Consider the following 17994-nt stretch of genomic DNA (forward strand, 5'->3'; position numbering starts at 1 on the left):
CTCCCACAGGGAGAGGGAGCTAGTTCAGCGTCGTCGGCAGTGCGTAGGGGCGTTGCATGCTGCGCCCGTGTTGGGGTCAGATGCGGGATAAGTTGTGGCACGTTCTGTCCCCTCTCCCTGTGGGAGAGGGCTAGGGTGAGGAGGGCTATTAACTCGGCATCGGCAACGGGCTAAGCGCCATCTGAGCCGGGCCGTTTTCATCACGGCTGAAACGCCAGCAGGTCTGGTGATATTTCGCCACGCTGTTGCGGTGCGCCACGCTGACCAGCGTCACCTCCGGCAGTTCGTCTACCAACAGGCAATACATCAGTTGTTCGGTTTCATCATCCAGCGCGCTGGTGGCCTCATCCAGGAACAACACATCAGGGCGGGTCAGGATCGCACGGGCAAACGCCAGCCGTTGCTGCTCGCCCGGTGACAGGCGATGGCTCCAGTTGGCACTGGTATCCAGCCAGCGTTGCAGGTGCTTCAAGCGGCAGTTTTCCAACACTTTCAGCAGTTGCTCATCGCTGTAGTCTTTATCCTGATGCGGGTAGCTTAGTGCTTCACGCAATGTACCGATCGGAATATAGCTGCGTTGCGGCAGGAACAGCGTGGAGAGCTGACTGTTAAGGCCAATCTCACCGGAACCGTAAGGCCAGATCCCGGCGATGGCGCGCAACAGCGTCGATTTGCCACAGCCAGAAGGACCGACGACCAGCACGCGCTCACCGCGTTTCAGCATCATGGTTGCGGCACTGAGCAGCGGCTGCCCGTCGGGCAACGTCAGGCCAACATCGCGCAGTATCAATGGAGAATGCTCTTCCGGTTGCAGGCTGATACCGCGAGTCTGGTTATGCACTTCGTCTACCGCCGCGTTAAAGCCAGCCAGACGGTTAACACAGGCTTTCCAGGTGGCCAGATCGGTAAACGCGTCGATAAACCACGACAGCGACCCTTGCACCTGGCCGAACGCGGAAGAGATCTGCATTAGCCCGCCCATTTGGATCGCCCCGGAGAAATAGCGCGGTGCTGCCACCAGCAGCGGAAAGATAATGGCAAACTGGCTGTAGAAGTTGCTGGCAATATTCAGCCGCCGGGTAATGCGCATGATTGACCACCAGTTACTACGGATGGCCTCAAAGCGGTTGCTGAGCTGCTGCTTTTCCCGCGGCTCACCGTGATACAGCGCGATGGCATCGTTATTTTCACGGATACGGATCAGCCCGAAACGGAAGTTCGCCTCATAGCGTTCCTGATTAAAACCGAGCATAACCAGCGGCTTGCCGACCCACCAGATCAGCAACGATCCCAGCACCGCATACAGCAGGGCAAACCAAACCATATAGCCGGGCAGGGTAATGGCATGCTGGGCGATCACAAAGGTCATCGGCCCGCTGATATGCCAGAGAATGGTAATAAACGAACATAGCGTCACCAGGCTGGAGAGCAGGCCGAGTGACAACGATAAGGTGTACTGGGTCAGGACGTTAAGATCGTCGGAAATACGCTGATCGGGGTTATCGATGATCTGCTGTTGTTCGGTATGGTAATAGGCCTGATGCGCCAGCCATTTTCCCATAAACCTTTCCGTCATCCAGCGCCGCCAGCGCATCTGTAGCCCCTGCGTCAGGTAGATCTTGTAGACTGCCAGCACGATGAAGGACAACGCCAGATAGGTAAAGCGCCATAGTTGGGCTTTGAATACCGGGTAGTTTTTATTCTGCAAGGCATCGTAAAACACCTGGTTCCACTGGTTGATCAGCACGCTGATATAGACCAGCCCCAGGGAGAGGCCAACGATGGCGATCAGCATCGCCCAGGCGCGCCATTTTTCTTCCGAAACCCAAAAGGGTTTGATTAACTGCCAGACGGCCTGTTTTTGGGTGGTGCTCGTGTTCATAAAAATCCAGAAGGTATCGTTTTCTTCAAGCATGGGCGAGTGACGGGTAACAAACAAACCGCCACATGTAAGCAGTTTTGACACCGCTAATTATTTGAAATACGGCGAATCACCTTTGGGGATGAAGGTGGGGTCTGCGGCGGGTATACTGGCGCCGCAAAAAAGCGACCTATTGGTAAAAGGATTGGTAATGAAAGCGTTGATTTTTCTCCTGCTGGCTTATGCTGCCACCGTGAGTTTACCGGCGGTGGCACGTATTGATGAGCCTGATGTTGACGCTGACTGTTTGAAGGTGACGGACTACGCGGCGCTAGGCAAAACCGCCTATCAGCAGCGGGAATATGCCAAGGCGGCGGATATTTTCCGCGATCAGGCCGCCTGGAGCGAGGTTTGCGGCTTGAGCGAGCAGGCGATCGCAACGGCTTATAACAATGTGGCGCTATCGTTGATCCACGCCGGTGAATTGCTCAAGGCGCGGGCCTATTTGGAGCTGGCTCCGGACGACAGCAAATCGCAACACAATATGAAACTGTTACAACAACGTTTGGCACGGCAGCCGGTGGTTACCGGGCCTGCGGGCGTTTATTGGCAATATGCTGGGCGTGGCGTGTGGAGCGAGCTGGAGGTTAAACCCAAAGGCAAGCGCTGGCAGATCGCCTATGCTGGCTATTATATGCCGCTGATGGGGCTGTATTACGGCCCGAATATCGGGGAGTTTACCGCCGAGCTGGCGATTGAGCAGAACAAGACGGTTTACCACCAGCACGAAGACTCGCTGGAGTGCGATGTGCAGATGCATTTTATGGGTGATGCGCTAGAAATGAAGACCGCGGGCGATTGCGGTTTTGGCCATAACGTCCGGGCCGATGGCCGTTTTGTCCGAGTGGAATAACGGCTGCTGAGATGTAGGGGCGCTGCATGCTGCGCCAGCTTAGCCGCATATCTACATGCCACGCCCCGTCTATTTCAGTTTACCGATCTCTTCAACAGTGCCTTCCAGCCTTCGACATTCCCCAGATATTCCTCTACGGGGATCTGGGAGAGCCGCTCCTGGCTATCCTGCAAGGCAAAGGTTGGGAAGCCGTGCCCACGGACTTTGGCGAGCAGTGCGCGGCTGTCGGCAATATGCTGTGCCGTTGGTGCACCACTGTTGAAGCGCATCTCGGCAATAAAAGCGGCAGAGGCCAGACCCAACTCTTTGGCCAGCGCTTCCAACACCGGAGTATCGGCGATACGCCGCCCTTCCCGGTAATGGGCTTCCTGAATGCGGTGCAACATATCTAGACCCCGCCCGGCCAGCCGTTCAGCGGCCAGGATCGCGGTGATTGGCGGCTCAGAGTCCATCACTGCCGTGGTGTCCCGCAGCAGGCCGTTAAAGTAACCGTCGCCGAAGGGTTGGCCTGTGAGCTCGGCAATCCGTTTATCATGTGGCATCACGTAATTGCGCCATTCCTCGCTGATGGTACGGCGGCTATTGCCGGTCATCATACCGCCAGCGTGCAGGACAACGGTCAGGCCCGGAATCGCTTGTGCGGCCTTCGCCAGCGGCGCTGCGCCGTAACACCAGCCGCACAGCGGATCGAAAATATAATGCAAAGTGCTCATGGTTCGGTTCTCCGGGCGCGCTATTGCGGCCACTGCATTTCACCTTTCAGCACCTTGGCGCTCAGTTCCAGGCTGGAACCGTCTTGCAACTTGGGATAGTGCTGTTTCATTGCCGCGATCAGTTCAGCGGAATTGTTGGTCTTTGGCAACTCGCTTTCAAGCGTGGCCAGGTAATTGTGGGTAAAGGTTACCGATTCCAGCGTTTGCGCCGCTCCCGGCAGGAAATGCCCTGGCACAACGACCTCTGGCTTCAGTGCTTTAATGCTTTCTAGCGTTTGCTGCCAATGGGCGCGTGACTCGACCGTCTGAGTATCCGCAATCCATGGGTGAATATTATCACCGGCGACCGGGACGCCACCGACTACGGCTTTCAGCTCAGGGATCCACACAAAGGTGCGATCCGGCGTTGGGCCATTAAGCCCTTTTACTTCAACCTGCTGGCCGTCGATGGTAAAGCTGCTGCCCTGTAAGGGTTGCGGCACGATCACGGCCTGCGGGGCATTGTCTTTCAGGATCGGTCCCCAATAAGCCAGTTTACCTGCCTGGGTAGCGTTGATCGCCTTGATCGTTGCCGGTGAGGCGATGATTTTTGCCTGTGGGAAGGCGGCTTTGATCACGTCCAGACCGAAATAGAAATCCGGATCCGAATGGCTGATATACACCGTGGTCAGTTTCTTTCCGGTGGCCTTGATCCTTTTCACCAGTTCCTGCGCGTCGTTACGTTGGAATTGGGCGTCGATCAGGGCGACTTCGTGCGGGCCGCTGACGATCTCGGAAGAAACGGGGAAAACGCTCTTTTCGCCAGGGTTATACACTTCCATCGTCAGCGTGTTGGCCGCGTTGGCAAAGGTGCTGAGGGAAACGAAGCCGGTCACGGCCAGAGTCAGTAATGATTGTTTAAACATTTGCAGGTGCCTTTTACAGGTTTGTTGTCGTTGGCCAGATGATAGGTTGCATGAAACGGGAGAAAAACCGGATAATAAGCAATTATTCATTGCGTAAATCGAGCGAATCATGGATCGCATTACCGCAGCAGAGGTCTTTGTTACTATCGTGGAACGTGGCAGCATGATTGCCGCCGCCGATTCTTTGGCGATGTCGCGGGCCATGGTGACGCGCTATCTGGCACAAATGGAGCAGTGGGCTGGAGCGCGACTGCTGCACCGCACTACGCGCAGGCTCAGCCTGACCGATGCCGGGGAGCGTACTCTGGAACGCTGTCGCCAGATGCTGGCGGTGGCGAAAGATATCGATCTGGTGGAAAACCAGCAGAGTGATGAGCTGCGTGGCCTGCTGCGTATCACCTGCTCGCAATCGCTCGGCCAAACGGCGTTGGTGGGGGCGGTGGCGCAGTACCTGAAGCGTCACCCTCAGGTAGCGGTAGATCTGCAAATGGACAACCGCGCGGTCAATCTGGTGGAGGAGCGGATCGATCTGGCGCTGCGCATCACCAATGAGCTGGATCCCAATCTGATTGCCCGGCCACTTTCTACCTGCGCTTCGGTGGTCTGTGCCTCACCGGCCTATCTGGCTGCCCATGGTACTCCGCGCCACCCGCAGGATTTAGCCCTGCACAACTGCCTGACCTATTCCTACTTTGGCAAAAGCCTATGGCACTTTGATGAGCAAGGCGTGAAGTCGGCAGTCGCGGTCAGCGGCAACCTCAGCGCCAACGAATCGGTAGTGCTGTTGGCGGGGACGCTGCAAGGGGCGGGGATCTCGATGCAACCTTACTATTCCGCTGCGCCGCTGCTGGCAAAAGGGGAATTGGTAGAACTGCTGCCGGAATATCTATCGCAAACGATGGGGATCTACGGCATTTACACCTCGCGCCGCCAAATGCCCGCCACGTTGCGCACCATGCTGGACTTCCTGGTGGAATGGTTTGCCACCGATCCTGGCTGGCGAGCCACTCTGCGCTAGCGTTGGATCACCGCAGCCAGCCGGGCAGGTAACTGCTGTGCCTGCTGTTGCAGGTGCTGCACAAAGGCGGTGACCAATGCGGAAGAAGGGCGGTGCAGCGGGCGGATCAGACTGACGGTAAACGGTACCTCCACGCTGAAAGGCCGCACGTGGACGCCATGATTGGCGTAGTCCAATGCGGTCAGTGGGTTGACGATCGAGATGCCAACCCCGGCTTTGACCATCGCACAGACCGAGGCGGCGCTGTGGGTTTCCATCACCATCCGGCGCTCGATACCCTGCTCGTGGAACAGCGCATCCAGCAGTTGCCGATAGCTGTCGGTACTCGACAGGCTGATAAAGTTTTGGTGATTAAAGTCCTGCGGCGTCAGCTCGCTTTTGGCGAGCATGGGATGTCCGGCGGGCAGCACACACACCTCATTCATCGTCATCAGCGTCATGCGCTCGGTGCCTGCGGGCGTCAGGGTGTTCTCTGTCAGGCCCAAATCGTGGCGCTGCGCCGATAGCCACTCTTCCAGCAATGGCGACTCCTGTGGGATCACGCTGAAACTGACTTCCGGATAACGATCGACAAAAGGTTTGCACACGGCGGGGAGCAGCGACTGGGAAAAGACCGGCAGACAGGCGATGGAAAGCTGCGCCTGCTGGAACTGCCGGATCCCGGCGGCCGCATTCTTGATGCGATCCAGCCCGTAATAAGAGCGCTGCACTTCTTCAAACAGCCGCAAGCCCTGCACTGTGGGGTAAAGACGGCCACGTACGCGGTCAAACAGTTGCAGTTGGATCAGTTTCTCGAAACGGGCCAGTTCGCGGCTGACGGTGGGTTGTGAAGTTTGCAGCAGTGCCGCCGCTTCGGTCAGATTGCCGGTGGTCATCACCGCGTGGAAAATCTCAATCTGGCGTAGGGTAATGGCGTACATGGCGGAACTCCACGGAAAGACAAAGCCATATCATAAATGAATAGACTATGGCGAAATAGATATTTTTCACACCGGAGAGGCTGCGGCATGATAGTGGAAAATTGACTTATGGAAGCTGACCTATGCCACGCGCCTTGAATGACACCTCTACCGCCCTGAACGCCGCCAATCTGCTGGCGCTGCCCCAACGCTTTGGCTGCCCGGTCTGGGCCTATGATGCCGATATCATCAGCCAACGTATCGGCCAGTTGCAGCATTTTGATGTGATCCGCTTTGCCCAGAAAGCCTGTTCGAACATTCATATTCTGCGCCTGATGCGTGAGCAGGGCGTCAAGGTGGATTCGGTGTCGTTGGGGGAGATTGAGCGCGCGCTTAAAGCCGGTTTTGAACCGGGCGGCGAAGATATTGTGTTTACCGCCGACGTGCTGGATCACGCCACGCTGGCCCGCGTCAGCGAATTGAAAATCCCGGTGAACGCCGGTTCTATCGATATGCTGGAACAGCTTGGCCAGGTCTCTGCCGGGCATCCGGTGTGGCTGCGCATCAACCCCGGTTTCGGTCACGGCCATAGCCAGAAGACCAATACCGGTGGCGAAAACAGCAAGCACGGCATCTGGTATGCCGATTTGCCGCAGGCGGTGGCCAAAGTTCAGCAATACGGCCTGAAACTGATTGGCCTGCATATGCATATTGGCTCCGGGGTGGACTATCAGCACCTGGAACGCGTGTGCGACGCGATGGTACAGCAGGTGATCGCACTGGGGCAGGATCTTACGGCAATTTCCGCCGGTGGTGGCCTGTCTATCCCTTATCAGCAAGGGGAAGAGGCGATCAACACCGAGCACTATTACGGCCTGTGGAACCGCGCACGTGAGCGAGTTGCCGCCCATCTGGGCCATCCGGTGAAGCTGGAAATCGAGCCGGGGCGTTTCCTGATGGCGGAGGCGGGCGTGCTGGTGGCCGAAGTGCGTTCGGTAAAACAAATGGGCAGCCGCCACTTTGTGTTGGTCGATGCGGGCTTTAACGATCTGATGCGTCCGGCGATGTACGGCAGCTATCACCATATTTCCCTGCTGCCTGCCGATGGGCGTAATACCGATGATCAACCGCTGCAAGACACCGTGATCGCCGGGCCGCTGTGTGAGTCTGGTGATGTGTTTACCCAGCAGGCGGGCGGCGGCATTGAAACCCGTCCGTTGCCGCAGGTGCGGGTCGGAGATTATCTGGTGTTCCATGACACCGGGGCCTATGGTTCGTCGATGTCCTCCAACTACAACAGCCGTCCGCTGCTGCCAGAAGTGCTGTTTGAAAACGGGGAACCGCGCCTGATCCGCCGTCGTCAGACGATTGAAGAATTGATCGGGCTGGAGCTTATTTAAGCGTAGGGGCCAGGAACCACGGATTCCCGCAGCTTTAACTCACCGACAAACGGCGTAAGCGGTTGTAGCGCTTCGCCGTTGATCAGACGCAGGGCCTGGCTGATGGCCGCTTCGATCATCGCGTCGATTGGCAGGTAGACGGTAGACAGGGCCGGTTGCAGGTAGGCCGCACTGGGTTCATCGTCAAAGCCAAACAGCGAAATGTCCTCTGGCAGGCGTTTGCCAGCCTGATGCAGGGCCTTCATCGCGCCGATGGCCATATCATCGTTGCTGGCAAACAGCGCGCTGAATGAGCTACCGCTAGCCAGCAAAGCGTTACAGCTGTGATATCCGCCAGGGACGCTGCTGTCACCGTTGGTGATCAGGGCATCGTTGAACGTAATCTGGTGGTGTTCCAACGCCTGACGATAGCCTGCCAAACGGGATTGAGCGGTTGGAGTGTCAATCGGTCCGGTGATGCAGGCGACCTCACGGTGCCCTTGGCAAATCAGATAATCCACCGCATTGAAGGCTGCCTGCTGTTGTTCGAAGAACACGCAGCGTTCGCGTGCCTGCGGCAGATCGCGGTTAATCACCATCACCGGAACCGACAAGGTTGCCAGCAGTTCCATCAGGGCGCTTTCGCTCATAAAACGGGTGTACAGGATAATGGCGTCGCAGCGGCGATCGGCCAGCAGCCGTACCGCCTGTAATTCATCTTCCGGCGTGTCGTGGCCGTCGGTGACGATCAGGTGCTTGCCGCTGGCCTCGATCAGCTTGGCGGCCTGGCGTAGCAAGCGGCCAAAGTAGGGACCGTCAAAATTGGAAACCACCAGCCCAATGCTATTGGAGCTTTTATTGGCCAGCGATTGGGCGAGAAAGTTCGGCCGGTAGCCCAGTTCATCCATTGCCTTGAACACAGCATCCCGCGTGCTCTTCTTCACCTGGCCGGTGCCATTTAAAACGCGGGATACCGTGGCTTTGGAAACGCCCGCGCGAATGGAAACATCCAACATGGTGATCATCAATGACTAACCTCTTTCAACGCCCGCTGCGGCAAATATTGCTCAGTCTAGCATAGGGTTATGCTGCGCCCATCCATTGCTTGGCGTAAACTGGTAGCGCCGCGGGTATGACGGGCGGTGGGGAAGTTAAAGGAGGGGAACAGCTTGTACCGTATCGTCCATTTGGCGGACTATCCGCAGCATCAACAACAGGTTATCGACTGGCAATGGCAGGCGTTTGGCAGCGAAAACAGCCGGGCATTCTTTGCCAGCATAGTAGCCAGCAGCCTGCGCCATGAGGGTTTGCCGATCACCTTTATCGCTCTGTTGGATGACAAGCCGGTGGGTACCGTAGGGCTGTGGCGCTGTGATCTGATCAGCCGCCAGGATTTAACACCCTGGTTGGCCGCGCTTTACGTTGCAGAGAGCCAGCGCGGCAGCGGGCTTGGGTTGCAGCTCCAGCAATATGTGCAAGATCACTGCCAGCGGGCCGGGTTCAAGGAGCTGTATCTGTATGCCGACTTTTGCGGCTATTACGAACGCCATGGCTGGCAGCATATTGGCGAGGCGTTAGACTATCCAGACCGTCCCGTACGCCTCTACCATCGCTCGCTAGGTTAATTCTGCTCGAAAACGTTATTGATGCTGGCAACCGAATGGCGGCGTACCAGCGTCGGGCTGAACATATTGGTGATTTCCGGCAGCGGCTGGTTGTTAGCCAATGCTAATGCCAGCTCTGCCGCCTGCGTAGCCATCGCGACGACCGGATAGCGGATGGTGGTCAGGCGTGGGCGCAGATAGCGTGAAATCAGCACGTCATCAAAGCCGATCAGCGAAATCTGGCCCGGTACATCTACGCTGTTGTCACTGAGTACCGAAAGCGCCCCGGCGGCCATCGGATCGTTATAGCAGGTGATGGCGGTAAACTGTTTGCCACGGCCCAGCAACTCGGTCATGGCCTGTTCGCCACCAATCTCATCCGGCTTGCCGTAGGCAATCAGTTTCTCATCCACCGCAATACCGTGCTCCTCCAGCGCATCCAGATAGCCTTGCAGCCGATCGGTTGCGTCGGAAATCTGATGGGTGGAGCAGATGATGGCGATCCGCTGGTGGCCCTGCTGGATCAGATGGCGAGTGGCCAACCAGGCGCCGTAACGGTCGTCCAGCGCTACGCAGCGTGACTCAAACCCCGGCAGTGTACGGTTGATCAGCACCATTCCTGGGATCTGGTGCATCCAGACGGTCAGTTCATCATCGGTCAGCTTCTTGGCGTGCACGACTAATGCGGCACAGCGATGGCGCACCAGTTGCTCAATGGCCTGGCGCTCTTTTTCGGCATTGTGGTAACCGTTACCAATCAGCAGAAAGTTATGAGTAGCGTAGGCCACTTGCTCCACGGCTTTTACCATGGCACCGAAGAAGGGATCGGAAACGTCAGAGACAATCAGGCCCAGGGTTTCGGTGGATTGCTGTGCCAGCGCTCGGGCATTGGCGTTGGGGTGATACTGCAATCCCTCCATCGCGGCCAGCACGGCGGTACGTGAACTTTCGCTGGCTTTCGGGGAGTTATTTATAACGCGGGACACCGTGGCGACGGAAACACCCGCCAGCCTGGCAACATCCTTAATCGTGGCCATATCTGCAACACTTCCTGGGTAATCGCTTACATTCCTCAGTTTTGCGGAAAAAACCGCGCTCCGCAAGGGTTGGTATCGCTAACTTGTGGGGAGCTTTGCATTTATTGTTCATTGAGCGGCAGTTTCAGGCCAAGCTTGTTTACCGTTAACGGGCGCAGCACGTGACCCCTACATCACTGGTTACACTTTGCGCCTGACTGTTGCGATTGGTCGCTGGCGGCAGTTTGGCGTGGCGGGGTAAATTGACAGTCCCAGAGGTATTGATTGGTGAGTTTCAACAACCTGGTTGTTGAACCCCTATTTATTGCACCAACCTACGCAGATGCGTAGGTTTTTTTTTGCCTTTTTTCCCTCCCGTCCTCATCAGTTTTGTTGATGTTTCATTGAGTTATTTCAAACGATTGCGGGAAATTTACAGCTGGTTGCATTTGGAGCAGAACTCTTGCGATTCAACGGTAGTTTCTTAATCGCGACCTCTCTAGAGTAGGTGATCCCAGAGGTATTGATTGGTGAGCAATCGGCATACTCTGTATGTTGAAGCCATTTTCAATTGCACCAACCTACGCGGATGCGTAGGTTTTTTTTTGCCCGCCGTATAGTATCCTTCCTCAGACAATTTTTAAGGCCATCAACCCCGAGGGAGAGTGGGATGATATATTCCGTGTTACGTGCGCTGTTTCGCCTGTTGTTTCGTGTTCGTGTCGAAGGCGATGCACGGCATTTTGAGCAGCAGAAACTGCTGATCACCCCGAATCACGTTTCTTTCATGGATGGCGCGCTGCTGGCGTTGTTCCTGCCGATCAAACCGGTGTTTGCCGTTTACTCCAGCATTTCCGAACGCTGGTTTATGCGCTGGTTGAAACCTTATATCGATTTCGTCCCCCTGGATCCCACCAAACCGATGGCCATCAAACATCTGGTGCGCATGGTTGAGCAGGGCAGACCGATCGTGGTGTTCCCCGAAGGGCGCATCACGGTGACCGGCTCGTTGATGAAAATCTACGACGGGGCGGCCTTTATCGCCGCCAAATCAGGCGCCACCATCGTACCGGTACGGATCGATGGCCCTGAATTCAGCGTGTTTGGCCGTATGGCTGGCGTGTTTAAACTCCGGGCTTTCCCACAGACCACCATCAGCATTCTGCCCCCGACCACCTTACCGATGCCGGACGCACCACGTGCCAGCAAACGCCGGGAACTGGCCGGTGACAGGCTGCATCAGATCATGATGCAGGCACGCATGGACACCCTTAAACCGCAGACTCTATTCGCTGCGCTGTTAGCCGCACAGCATCGTTATGGTCGCTTCAAGCCCTGCATCGAAGACGTGGGCTTCAAAGAAGACAGCTATCATACGTTACTTAAAAAGTCGTTGGGCGTCAGCCGCATCCTGGAGCGCTTTACCGCGCCGAAAGAGCATGTTGGCCTGTTATTACCCAATGCTACCATCACCGCTGCCGCCATCTTTGGCGCATCATTGCGCGGTCGAATTCCAGCGATGCTCAATTACACCGCCGGTGTGAACGGGCTGAAAAGCGCGATGACGGCGGCCAGCATTAAAACCATCGTTACCTCGCGCCAATTCCTGGAGAAGGGCAAGCTCACGCATCTGCCAGAGCAGGTGCCTGAGGCCAACTGGGTCTATCTGGAAGATTTGAAAGATACCGTTACCCGGGACGACAAGCTGTGGATCCTGCGTCATCTGTTCCAGCCACAGCGGGCGATGGTGCCACAGCAGCCGGACGATGCGGCGCTGATCCTGTTTACCTCCGGCTCGGAAGGCCATCCAAAGGGCGTGGTGCATTCACATGCCAGCCTGCTGGCCAACGTGGAGCAGATCCGTACCATTGCGGATTTCACCCCACGCGATCGCTTTATGTCTTCGCTGCCGCTGTTCCACTCATTCGGCCTGACGGTTGGGTTGATCACTCCGTTAATGACCGGGAGCCGGGTATTCCTCTACCCAAGCCCGCTGCATTATCGCGTGGTGCCGGAACTGGTGTATGACCGTAACTGCACCGTGCTGTTCGGTACCGCGACCTTCCTTAACAACTACGCGCGTTTTGCCCATCCTTACGATTTTGCCCGCCTGCGCTATGTGGTTGCCGGGGCCGAGAAGCTGGCCGAAAGCACCAAACAGATCTATCAGGACAAATACGGCATCCGTATTTTGGAAGGCTACGGCGTCACGGAGTGCGCTCCGGTGGTATCGATTAACGTCCCTCTGGCGGCCAAAGTTGGCACCGTAGGCCGCATTATGCCGAAGATGGAAGCACGTTTGATCAAGATGGCCGGGATCGACAGCGGCGGCCGTCTGCAACTGAAAGGCCCGAACATTATGAAGGGCTACCTGCGGGTTGAGCGGCCAGGCGAACTGGAAGCACCGGCAGCCGAGGATGAAAATGGCGTGCTGCAAGCCGGCTGGTACGACACTGGTGATATCGTCAGCTTCGACGAACAGGGCTATTGCACCATTCGTGGCCGCGTGAAGCGCTTCGCCAAACTGGCCGGGGAAATGATTTCGCTGGAGAGTGTGGAGCAATTGGCAGTGCGCCTGTCACCGGAAGGGCTACACGCCGCCACGGTGAAAAGCGACAGCAGTAAAGGCGAAGCGCTGGTGCTGTTTACCAACGACGCCAACATTACCCGTGATGCCCTGTTGCGGGTGGCTCGTGAGCAGGGTACCCCTGAGTTGGCGGTGCCACGTGATATTCGCCTGGTGAAGGCGTTGCCGTTACTGGGCAGCGGCAAACCGGATTTCGTTACTTTGCGTCAAATGGCTGAACAGCCGGAGAGTGCATCATGAGTGCCACTGATTCCCCACTGCTGTCACGTTCGATGATCGCGGTGATCTGCGCCCAGTTTCTCTCGGCCTTCGGCGATAACGCATTGCTGTTTGCCACCTTGGCGCTGATCAAACAGCAGTTGTACCCCGATTGGAGCCAACCGATACTGCAAATGGCCTTCGTTGCCACCTATATCATCTTGGCTCCGTTTGTGGGCCAGATCGCCGACAGCTTCTCCAAAGGGCGGGTGATGATGGTAGCCAACGGCTTGAAGCTGGCGGGAGCGTTGGTGATCTGCTTTGGGCTGAACCCGTTCCTGGGTTATACCCTGGTCGGTATCGGCGCTGCGGCTTATTCACCGGCGAAGTACGGCATCCTGGGTGAAATCACCAGCGGCGACAAGCTGGTGAAGGCTAACGGTCTGATGGAAGCCTCCACCATTGCCGCCATTCTGGTTGGGTCGGTAGCGGGTGGTTTGCTGGCGGACTGGCATATCGTGGCCGCATTGGCGGTGTGTGCCGTGGTTTACGCTGCGGCAGTCGTCGCCAACCTCTATATTCCGCGTTTGCCTGCGGCTCACAAGGTGGATTCCTGGCATCCACGCGTGATGGCGAGCACTTTCTTCAACGCTTGCATCGTGCTGTGGCGCGATGGCCAAACCCGCTTTTCCCTTATCGGTACCAGCCTGTTCTGGGGAGCCGGGGTTACCCTGCGTTTCCTGCTGGTGCTGTGGGTGCCGGTAGCGCTGGGTATTAGCGATAACGCTACGCCAACCATGCTCAACGCCATGGTGGCAATAGGTATCGTGGTCGGGGCCGGGGCGGCAGCCCGCTTTGTGACGCTGGAAACGGTCAAACGCTGTATGCCTGCCGGGATCCTGATCGGTATCGCCGTGGCCTTCTTCGCCGTGCAAACCAGCATGTTGAATGCCTATGGCGTGTTGCTGGTGATCGGTGTGCTGGGTGGCTTTTTTGTGGTGCCGCTAAATGCGCTGTTGCAAGAGCGTGGCAAACGTTCTGTTGGGGCGGGGAATGCGATCGCGGTACAAAACCTGGGCGAAAACACCGCCATGCTGCTGATGCTTGGCCTCTACTCTCTGGTGGTCAAATTGGGTGTGCCGGTGATTGGCGTCGGGATTGGCTTTGGCGTGGTGTTTGGTATCGCCATCACGGTGTTGTGGGTCTCTCAGTTCCGTTCAAAGGCCTAGTCATTGCCCCCTCACCCCAACCCTCTCCCACAGGGAGAGGGAGCTGGTCCAGAGCCGAAATCAGGTTGCTGCGTCCGTTTTACATTTGCGGTGCTGAGGCTAGACACGGAAGATAATATGTAGCACGTTATGTCCCCTCTCCTTGTGGGAGAGGGTTAGGGTGAGGGGGGATTTATGGCGCTGGGATGGTGAAGCGGCTGTGGATCTCTTCGAGCCCCTGCAACACTTCCTCGTTCAGCACCACATCAAAACTGTCGATATTGATCTTCAACTGTTCCAGCGTAGTGGCACCCAGCAGGGTGCTGGCGACGAACGGTTGCTGGCGCACAAACGCCAATGCCATCTGTGAAGGATCCAAACCGTGTTTTTTCGCCAGCGCCACGTATTCGGCGATCGCCGCCTGGCTCTGGGCGGAAGAGTAGCGGGTGAAGCGGCTGAACAGGGTGTTGCGCGCTCCGGCCGGTTTGGCTCCGTTAAGGTATTTACCCGATAGCGTACCGAAAGCCAGGCTGGAATAGGCTAACAGTTCGACGCCTTCATGTTGGCTGATCTCTGCCAATCCAATCTCAAAGCTGCGGTTTAACAGGCTGTAGGGATTTTGGATCGATACGATGCGCGGCAGCTCGTGCTTCTCTGCCAGTTGCAGATAACGCATCACACCCCAGGGGGTTTCGTTTGAGACGCCGATATAGCGAATTTTGCCGGCGCGAACCTGCTCGGTTAATGCTTCCAGGGTTTCCAGCAGCGTGATGGCGGCTTTCTCATCGGTGTACTGATAATTGAGCTTGCCGAAACAGTTGGTGGTGCGCTGCGGCCAGTGTAGCTGGTAAAGATCCAGATAATCGGTGTTTAAGCGTTTCAGGCTGGTGTCCAGTGCGGCGCGGATATTCTTGCGATCCAATGCCTGCTGTGGGCGAATGCCAGCGTCATTGCCCCGGATCGGCCCTGAGACCTTGCTCGCCAACACGATTTTATCGCGGTTGCCACGTGCCTTGATCCAACTGCCAATATATTGCTCCGTCAGCCCCTGCGTTTCCGGACGCGGTGGCACCGGATACATCTCTGCGGTATCAATCAGGTTGATGCCAGCGGCTAATGCATAATCCAGCTGTGCGTGGGCATCGGCTTCGCTGTTTTGTTCGCCAAAGGTCATGGTGCCCAGTCCCAGCACGCTCACTTCTAAAGAACTGTGGGGAATACGGTGGTATTGCATTAACGGCCTTCCTTTAATGTTAGCGCTTACGGGCGTGACGCCCGGTAAAACAAAAGCCAGAGATCCAACGGCGTAAAACGCCTGACTTGACTATAACCAAGCAAAGAACAAGGTGGAAGAGGATTTATTGGCCGCAGGGTGCTGCCGCCTTGGCAGGGCTAAGCCCCTGATTGTTAATCTGTCAGGGGCATTGAACGGGGATTAACGCTCGATAACCTGCGTGACCTGATCGCCGTTGATCTGGCGCTGGTTACCTTTCTCGTCCTGATAGCTGATCAGGCCGGTATCTTTATCAATTTTAGGCTTACCCTGCGTGAGGATCATATTGCCGTCTTTGGTTGCCATCACATAGTCGCTGGAACAGCCCGCTAATCCGGCGACCATCATCAGGGCGGAAATAGCCATTACCCACTTTTTCATGCCGAGCACCTTGGTAACATTAATAATTGTCCTAATAGAGTAGCAAACTATGCCAAAGATGGCCTTCGGACGTATCCCATCTGTGTAAGGAAAAATAACCGGGAAAACAGAGGCGGACGGCGGCGGTGTATCAAACCGTAAAGTGCCTGGCCAGCAGCGCCCTGGTAAAGTTTTTCTTTAGATAGAAGCCGCGTGGCAGGGTAAGGATCGGCTGGCCCTGTTCGCCAATGGCTTCGGTCAGCGCCTTGTTGTTGGCCGCTTTGGGCCGGAGTTGCAGCACTTCGCCATGGCGGGCGGTGATCCGCTCAACCTGGCCGAGGACGATAAGATCCATCAACTCTTCCCAATCGCGACGTAGCGTCTCTGTTTCTTCCTGATTGGGTTGCCACAGCAGCGGTGAACCTACGCGACGCTGCGCCAGAGGAATTTGCCGCTCGCCCTCAACCGGGATCCATAGCACGCGCGACAGCTTGTGGCGCACGTGGCTGCTTTCCCAGGTGACACCGCTATTGCCGGTGAGCGGGGCTACGCAGACGAAAGTGGTTTCCAGCGGATTACCTGCGGCGTCAACCGGGATGGTCTTCAACTCAATGCCCAGTTCCGGGAAATCCTGCTCAGGCTTGCTGCCCGCCATCGCCCCCAGATACAGCTCCAGCAGCATGCCGACCCAACCTTTATCCCGTTTGAGATCCTTGGGAATGCTGACCTGCGCGCGGGCGGCCAGTTCGCCAAGGTTAAAGCCAGCCAGCGCCTGAGCACGGGCCAATAATTGCTGCTCGTTTTCTGGTGGCAGCGGGGATAAACATGCCATAAATCAGACCTATGAATTCTGGTTAAAAAACGTACCGAAATTACTCACAGCCTTAAAAGGTAAAGGCAGGCTGGGGAAAACAACAATAGTAGCATGATTTTGCATGACTTTTTTACCAACCGAGCGCGGTGGAAAATTTTCAGTGCGGGGTTGTGCACCAGTAGCCACCGACAATAAACAGGATCTTACACCTATTTATCCACAGATTTCTGGGATAACCCAACTTTTTAGCGATCACTGGTTTGATTTACAGCCTTGACGCGGGGCGTTTTTTGCGAATTTGGCGGTTTTATAGGTCACTGGGTATAATAATCTGTGGATAAAATCCGCATTGGTGGATCTTTCGCCAGCCAAAGATCCAAAGCGTGCATAGATCACATTTTTACCCTGTTCATAACTAGTTTTTTGTTATTAATTTATTGTATTTAAAGGATTAATTAAAAAATAAAAATACGGCGGTTTTTAAGTTCAATTGAGTTTTCCCGGCTTATCCCTAGAGTTCTTCACACACCTATCCACAGAAAAAGTGAATAAAAACCCCCTCGCGCCGTGCAACATGTTTATAACTTTGCCATTATCTGTGAGTTATCCCAATGTTATCCGAGCGACGACGCTGCAAAGCAGTGGTTTACCGCCTGTGGCTTGTGTGAAACAATCAGGTTATCAATACGAATTTATGCTTATCGAGGTAGTCCGGTGATCGATGATGATGGCTACCGCCCGAATGTTGGTATCGTAATCTGTAATCGTCAGGGGCAGGTCTTATGGGCCCGCCGTTACGGTCAGCACTCCTGGCAGTTTCCCCAAGGGGGAATAAACCCTGGCGAAACGCCTGAGCAGGCGATGTACCGTGAGCTGTTCGAAGAAGTGGGGCTGAGTAAAAAGGATGTGCGCATCCTGGCCTCAACCCGCAACTGGTTGCGCTATAAATTGCCAAAACGTTTGGTGCGTTGGGACACAAAGCCGGTTTGTATCGGCCAAAAGCAGAAATGGTTTCTGCTGCAGTTAATGTGCAATGACGCGGATATCAACATGCAGCGCAGCAGTACGCCGGAGTTTGACGGCTGGCGTTGGGTGAGCTTCTGGTATCCGGTGCGCCAGGTGGTGTCGTTTAAACGCGACGTGTACCGCCGGGTAATGAAAGAGTTTGCCACCACCGTCATGCCAATGCAGGAACTGGCAGCGCAGCGGCAACCTCCTGCTTATCGCCGAAAGAGAGGTTAAGTCA

The 17994-nt window shown here is 56.0% G+C and carries 16 protein-coding genes; 7 read left to right on the forward strand and 9 right to left on the reverse strand.

Annotation, left to right across the window (positions count from 1 at the left end):
- Window positions 1–148: 148 nt before the first annotated feature.
- A complete protein-coding gene (locus tag U869_RS0114230; RefSeq protein ID WP_025120826.1) occupies window positions 149–1882 on the reverse strand; it encodes an ABC transporter ATP-binding protein/permease in 1734 nt (577 codons plus the stop codon).
- Window positions 1883–2072: 190 nt separating this feature from the next.
- Here U869_RS0114230 and U869_RS0114235 point away from each other — a divergent pair, with 190 nt between their 5' ends.
- Window positions 2073–2774 carry a hypothetical protein gene (locus tag U869_RS0114235; protein WP_025120827.1) on the forward strand — a complete coding sequence of 234 codons (702 nt, stop codon included), beginning with the start codon at window positions 2073–2075 and terminating at the stop codon, window positions 2772–2774.
- A 74-nt stretch (window positions 2775–2848) separates the two neighbouring features.
- Here U869_RS0114235 and U869_RS0114240 read toward each other — a convergent pair whose 3' ends face one another.
- Window positions 2849–3487, reverse strand: coding sequence for a DsbA family protein (locus U869_RS0114240; protein WP_025120828.1), 639 nt, complete (start codon window positions 3485–3487; stop codon window positions 2849–2851).
- Window positions 3488–3507: 20 nt separating this feature from the next.
- A complete protein-coding gene (locus U869_RS0114245) occupies window positions 3508–4392 on the reverse strand; it encodes an MBL fold metallo-hydrolase (RefSeq protein WP_025120829.1) in 885 nt (294 codons plus the stop codon).
- 109 nt (window positions 4393–4501) lie between these two features.
- Here U869_RS0114245 and U869_RS0114250 point away from each other — a divergent pair, with 109 nt between their 5' ends.
- The gene (locus U869_RS0114250; RefSeq protein WP_025120830.1) at window positions 4502–5410 is read left to right on the forward strand and encodes a LysR family transcriptional regulator; all 909 of its coding nucleotides are present in this window, start codon (window positions 4502–4504) and stop codon (window positions 5408–5410) included.
- Here the strand turns inward: U869_RS0114250 and U869_RS0114255 are convergent.
- Window positions 5407–6330 carry a LysR family transcriptional regulator gene (locus U869_RS0114255; protein WP_025120831.1) on the reverse strand — a complete coding sequence of 308 codons (924 nt, stop codon included), beginning with the start codon at window positions 6328–6330 and terminating at the stop codon, window positions 5407–5409. The genes U869_RS0114250 and U869_RS0114255 overlap by 4 nt on opposite strands.
- Window positions 6331–6452: 122 nt before the next feature.
- Between U869_RS0114255 and lysA the strand changes: the two genes are divergently transcribed.
- Complete coding sequence (gene lysA / locus U869_RS0114260) at window positions 6453–7709, forward strand: diaminopimelate decarboxylase (protein ID WP_025120832.1); 1257 nt, start codon at window positions 6453–6455, stop codon at window positions 7707–7709.
- Here the strand turns inward: lysA and U869_RS0114265 are convergent.
- Entirely contained in the window at window positions 7706–8713 is a 1008-nt protein-coding gene (locus tag U869_RS0114265) for a LacI family DNA-binding transcriptional regulator (RefSeq protein ID WP_025120833.1), read from the reverse strand. The two genes, lysA and U869_RS0114265, sit on opposite strands and share 4 nt — an antisense overlap.
- Window positions 8714–8857: 144 nt before the next feature.
- Between U869_RS0114265 and U869_RS0114270 the strand changes: the two genes are divergently transcribed.
- Window positions 8858–9313 carry a GNAT family N-acetyltransferase gene (locus tag U869_RS0114270; RefSeq protein ID WP_025120834.1) on the forward strand — a complete coding sequence of 152 codons (456 nt, stop codon included), beginning with the start codon at window positions 8858–8860 and terminating at the stop codon, window positions 9311–9313.
- Here the strand turns inward: U869_RS0114270 and galR are convergent.
- Window positions 9310–10329 (reverse strand): HTH-type transcriptional regulator GalR, encoded by a 1020-nt coding sequence (gene galR, locus U869_RS0114275; RefSeq protein ID WP_025120835.1) that lies wholly within the window; start codon window positions 10327–10329, stop codon window positions 9310–9312. The genes U869_RS0114270 and galR overlap by 4 nt on opposite strands.
- Before the next feature lie 649 nt (window positions 10330–10978).
- On the opposite strand from galR, the gene aas reads away from it, so the two are divergent.
- Complete coding sequence (aas, locus tag U869_RS0114280) at window positions 10979–13135, forward strand: bifunctional acyl-ACP--phospholipid O-acyltransferase/long-chain-fatty-acid--ACP ligase (RefSeq protein ID WP_025120836.1); 2157 nt, start codon at window positions 10979–10981, stop codon at window positions 13133–13135.
- Window positions 13132–14322, forward strand: a complete 1191-nt coding sequence (lplT, locus tag U869_RS0114285) for a lysophospholipid transporter LplT (protein WP_025120837.1) — start codon at window positions 13132–13134, stop codon at window positions 14320–14322. Before aas ends, lplT begins: the two co-directional genes overlap by 4 nt.
- Before the next feature lie 172 nt (window positions 14323–14494).
- Here lplT and U869_RS0114290 read toward each other — a convergent pair whose 3' ends face one another.
- The 3 genes from U869_RS0114290 to mutH all read right to left on the reverse strand — a co-directional run bounded on the left by U869_RS0114290 (window position 14495) and on the right by mutH (window position 16766).
- The gene (locus U869_RS0114290) at window positions 14495–15535 is read right to left on the reverse strand and encodes an NADP(H)-dependent aldo-keto reductase (RefSeq protein WP_025120838.1); all 1041 of its coding nucleotides are present in this window, start codon (window positions 15533–15535) and stop codon (window positions 14495–14497) included.
- 201 nt (window positions 15536–15736) lie between these two features.
- A complete protein-coding gene (locus U869_RS0114295; protein ID WP_025120839.1) occupies window positions 15737–15955 on the reverse strand; it encodes a YgdI/YgdR family lipoprotein in 219 nt (72 codons plus the stop codon).
- 130 nt (window positions 15956–16085) lie between these two features.
- Window positions 16086–16766 carry a DNA mismatch repair endonuclease MutH gene (gene mutH / locus U869_RS0114300; protein WP_025120840.1) on the reverse strand — a complete coding sequence of 227 codons (681 nt, stop codon included), beginning with the start codon at window positions 16764–16766 and terminating at the stop codon, window positions 16086–16088.
- A gap of 696 nt (window positions 16767–17462) precedes the next feature.
- On the opposite strand from mutH, the gene rppH reads away from it, so the two are divergent.
- Complete coding sequence (rppH, locus tag U869_RS0114310; RefSeq protein ID WP_025120841.1) at window positions 17463–17990, forward strand: RNA pyrophosphohydrolase; 528 nt, start codon at window positions 17463–17465, stop codon at window positions 17988–17990.
- Window positions 17991–17994: the final 4 nt, after the last annotated feature.

The sequence above is a fragment of the Serratia sp. H1w genome (genome assembly GCF_000633355.1).
GTDB lineage: Bacteria > Pseudomonadota > Gammaproteobacteria > Enterobacterales > Enterobacteriaceae > Chania.

What these genes read in the sequence shown, in the direction of transcription:
- U869_RS0114230 (WP_025120826.1), bottom strand. Translation starts at nt 1,882, where the DNA reads ATGAACACGAGCACCACCCAAAAACAGGCCGTCTGGCAGTTAATCAAA.
- U869_RS0114235 (WP_025120827.1), top strand. Translation starts at nt 2,073, where the DNA reads ATGAAAGCGTTGATTTTTCTCCTGCTGGCTTATGCTGCCACCGTGAGT.
- U869_RS0114240 (WP_025120828.1), bottom strand. Translation starts at nt 3,487, where the DNA reads ATGAGCACTTTGCATTATATTTTCGATCCGCTGTGCGGCTGGTGTTAC.
- U869_RS0114245 (WP_025120829.1), bottom strand. Translation starts at nt 4,392, where the DNA reads ATGTTTAAACAATCATTACTGACTCTGGCCGTGACCGGCTTCGTTTCC.
- U869_RS0114250 (WP_025120830.1), top strand. Translation starts at nt 4,502, where the DNA reads ATGGATCGCATTACCGCAGCAGAGGTCTTTGTTACTATCGTGGAACGT.
- U869_RS0114255 (WP_025120831.1), bottom strand. Translation starts at nt 6,330, where the DNA reads ATGTACGCCATTACCCTACGCCAGATTGAGATTTTCCACGCGGTGATG.
- lysA (WP_025120832.1), top strand. Translation starts at nt 6,453, where the DNA reads ATGCCACGCGCCTTGAATGACACCTCTACCGCCCTGAACGCCGCCAAT.
- U869_RS0114265 (WP_025120833.1), bottom strand. Translation starts at nt 8,713, where the DNA reads ATGATCACCATGTTGGATGTTTCCATTCGCGCGGGCGTTTCCAAAGCC.
- galR (WP_025120835.1), bottom strand. Translation starts at nt 10,329, where the DNA reads ATGGCCACGATTAAGGATGTTGCCAGGCTGGCGGGTGTTTCCGTCGCC.
- aas (WP_025120836.1), top strand. Translation starts at nt 10,979, where the DNA reads ATGATATATTCCGTGTTACGTGCGCTGTTTCGCCTGTTGTTTCGTGTT.
- lplT (WP_025120837.1), top strand. Translation starts at nt 13,132, where the DNA reads ATGAGTGCCACTGATTCCCCACTGCTGTCACGTTCGATGATCGCGGTG.
- U869_RS0114290 (WP_025120838.1), bottom strand. Translation starts at nt 15,535, where the DNA reads ATGCAATACCACCGTATTCCCCACAGTTCTTTAGAAGTGAGCGTGCTG.
- U869_RS0114295 (WP_025120839.1), bottom strand. Translation starts at nt 15,955, where the DNA reads ATGAAAAAGTGGGTAATGGCTATTTCCGCCCTGATGATGGTCGCCGGA.
- mutH (WP_025120840.1), bottom strand. Translation starts at nt 16,766, where the DNA reads ATGGCATGTTTATCCCCGCTGCCACCAGAAAACGAGCAGCAATTATTG.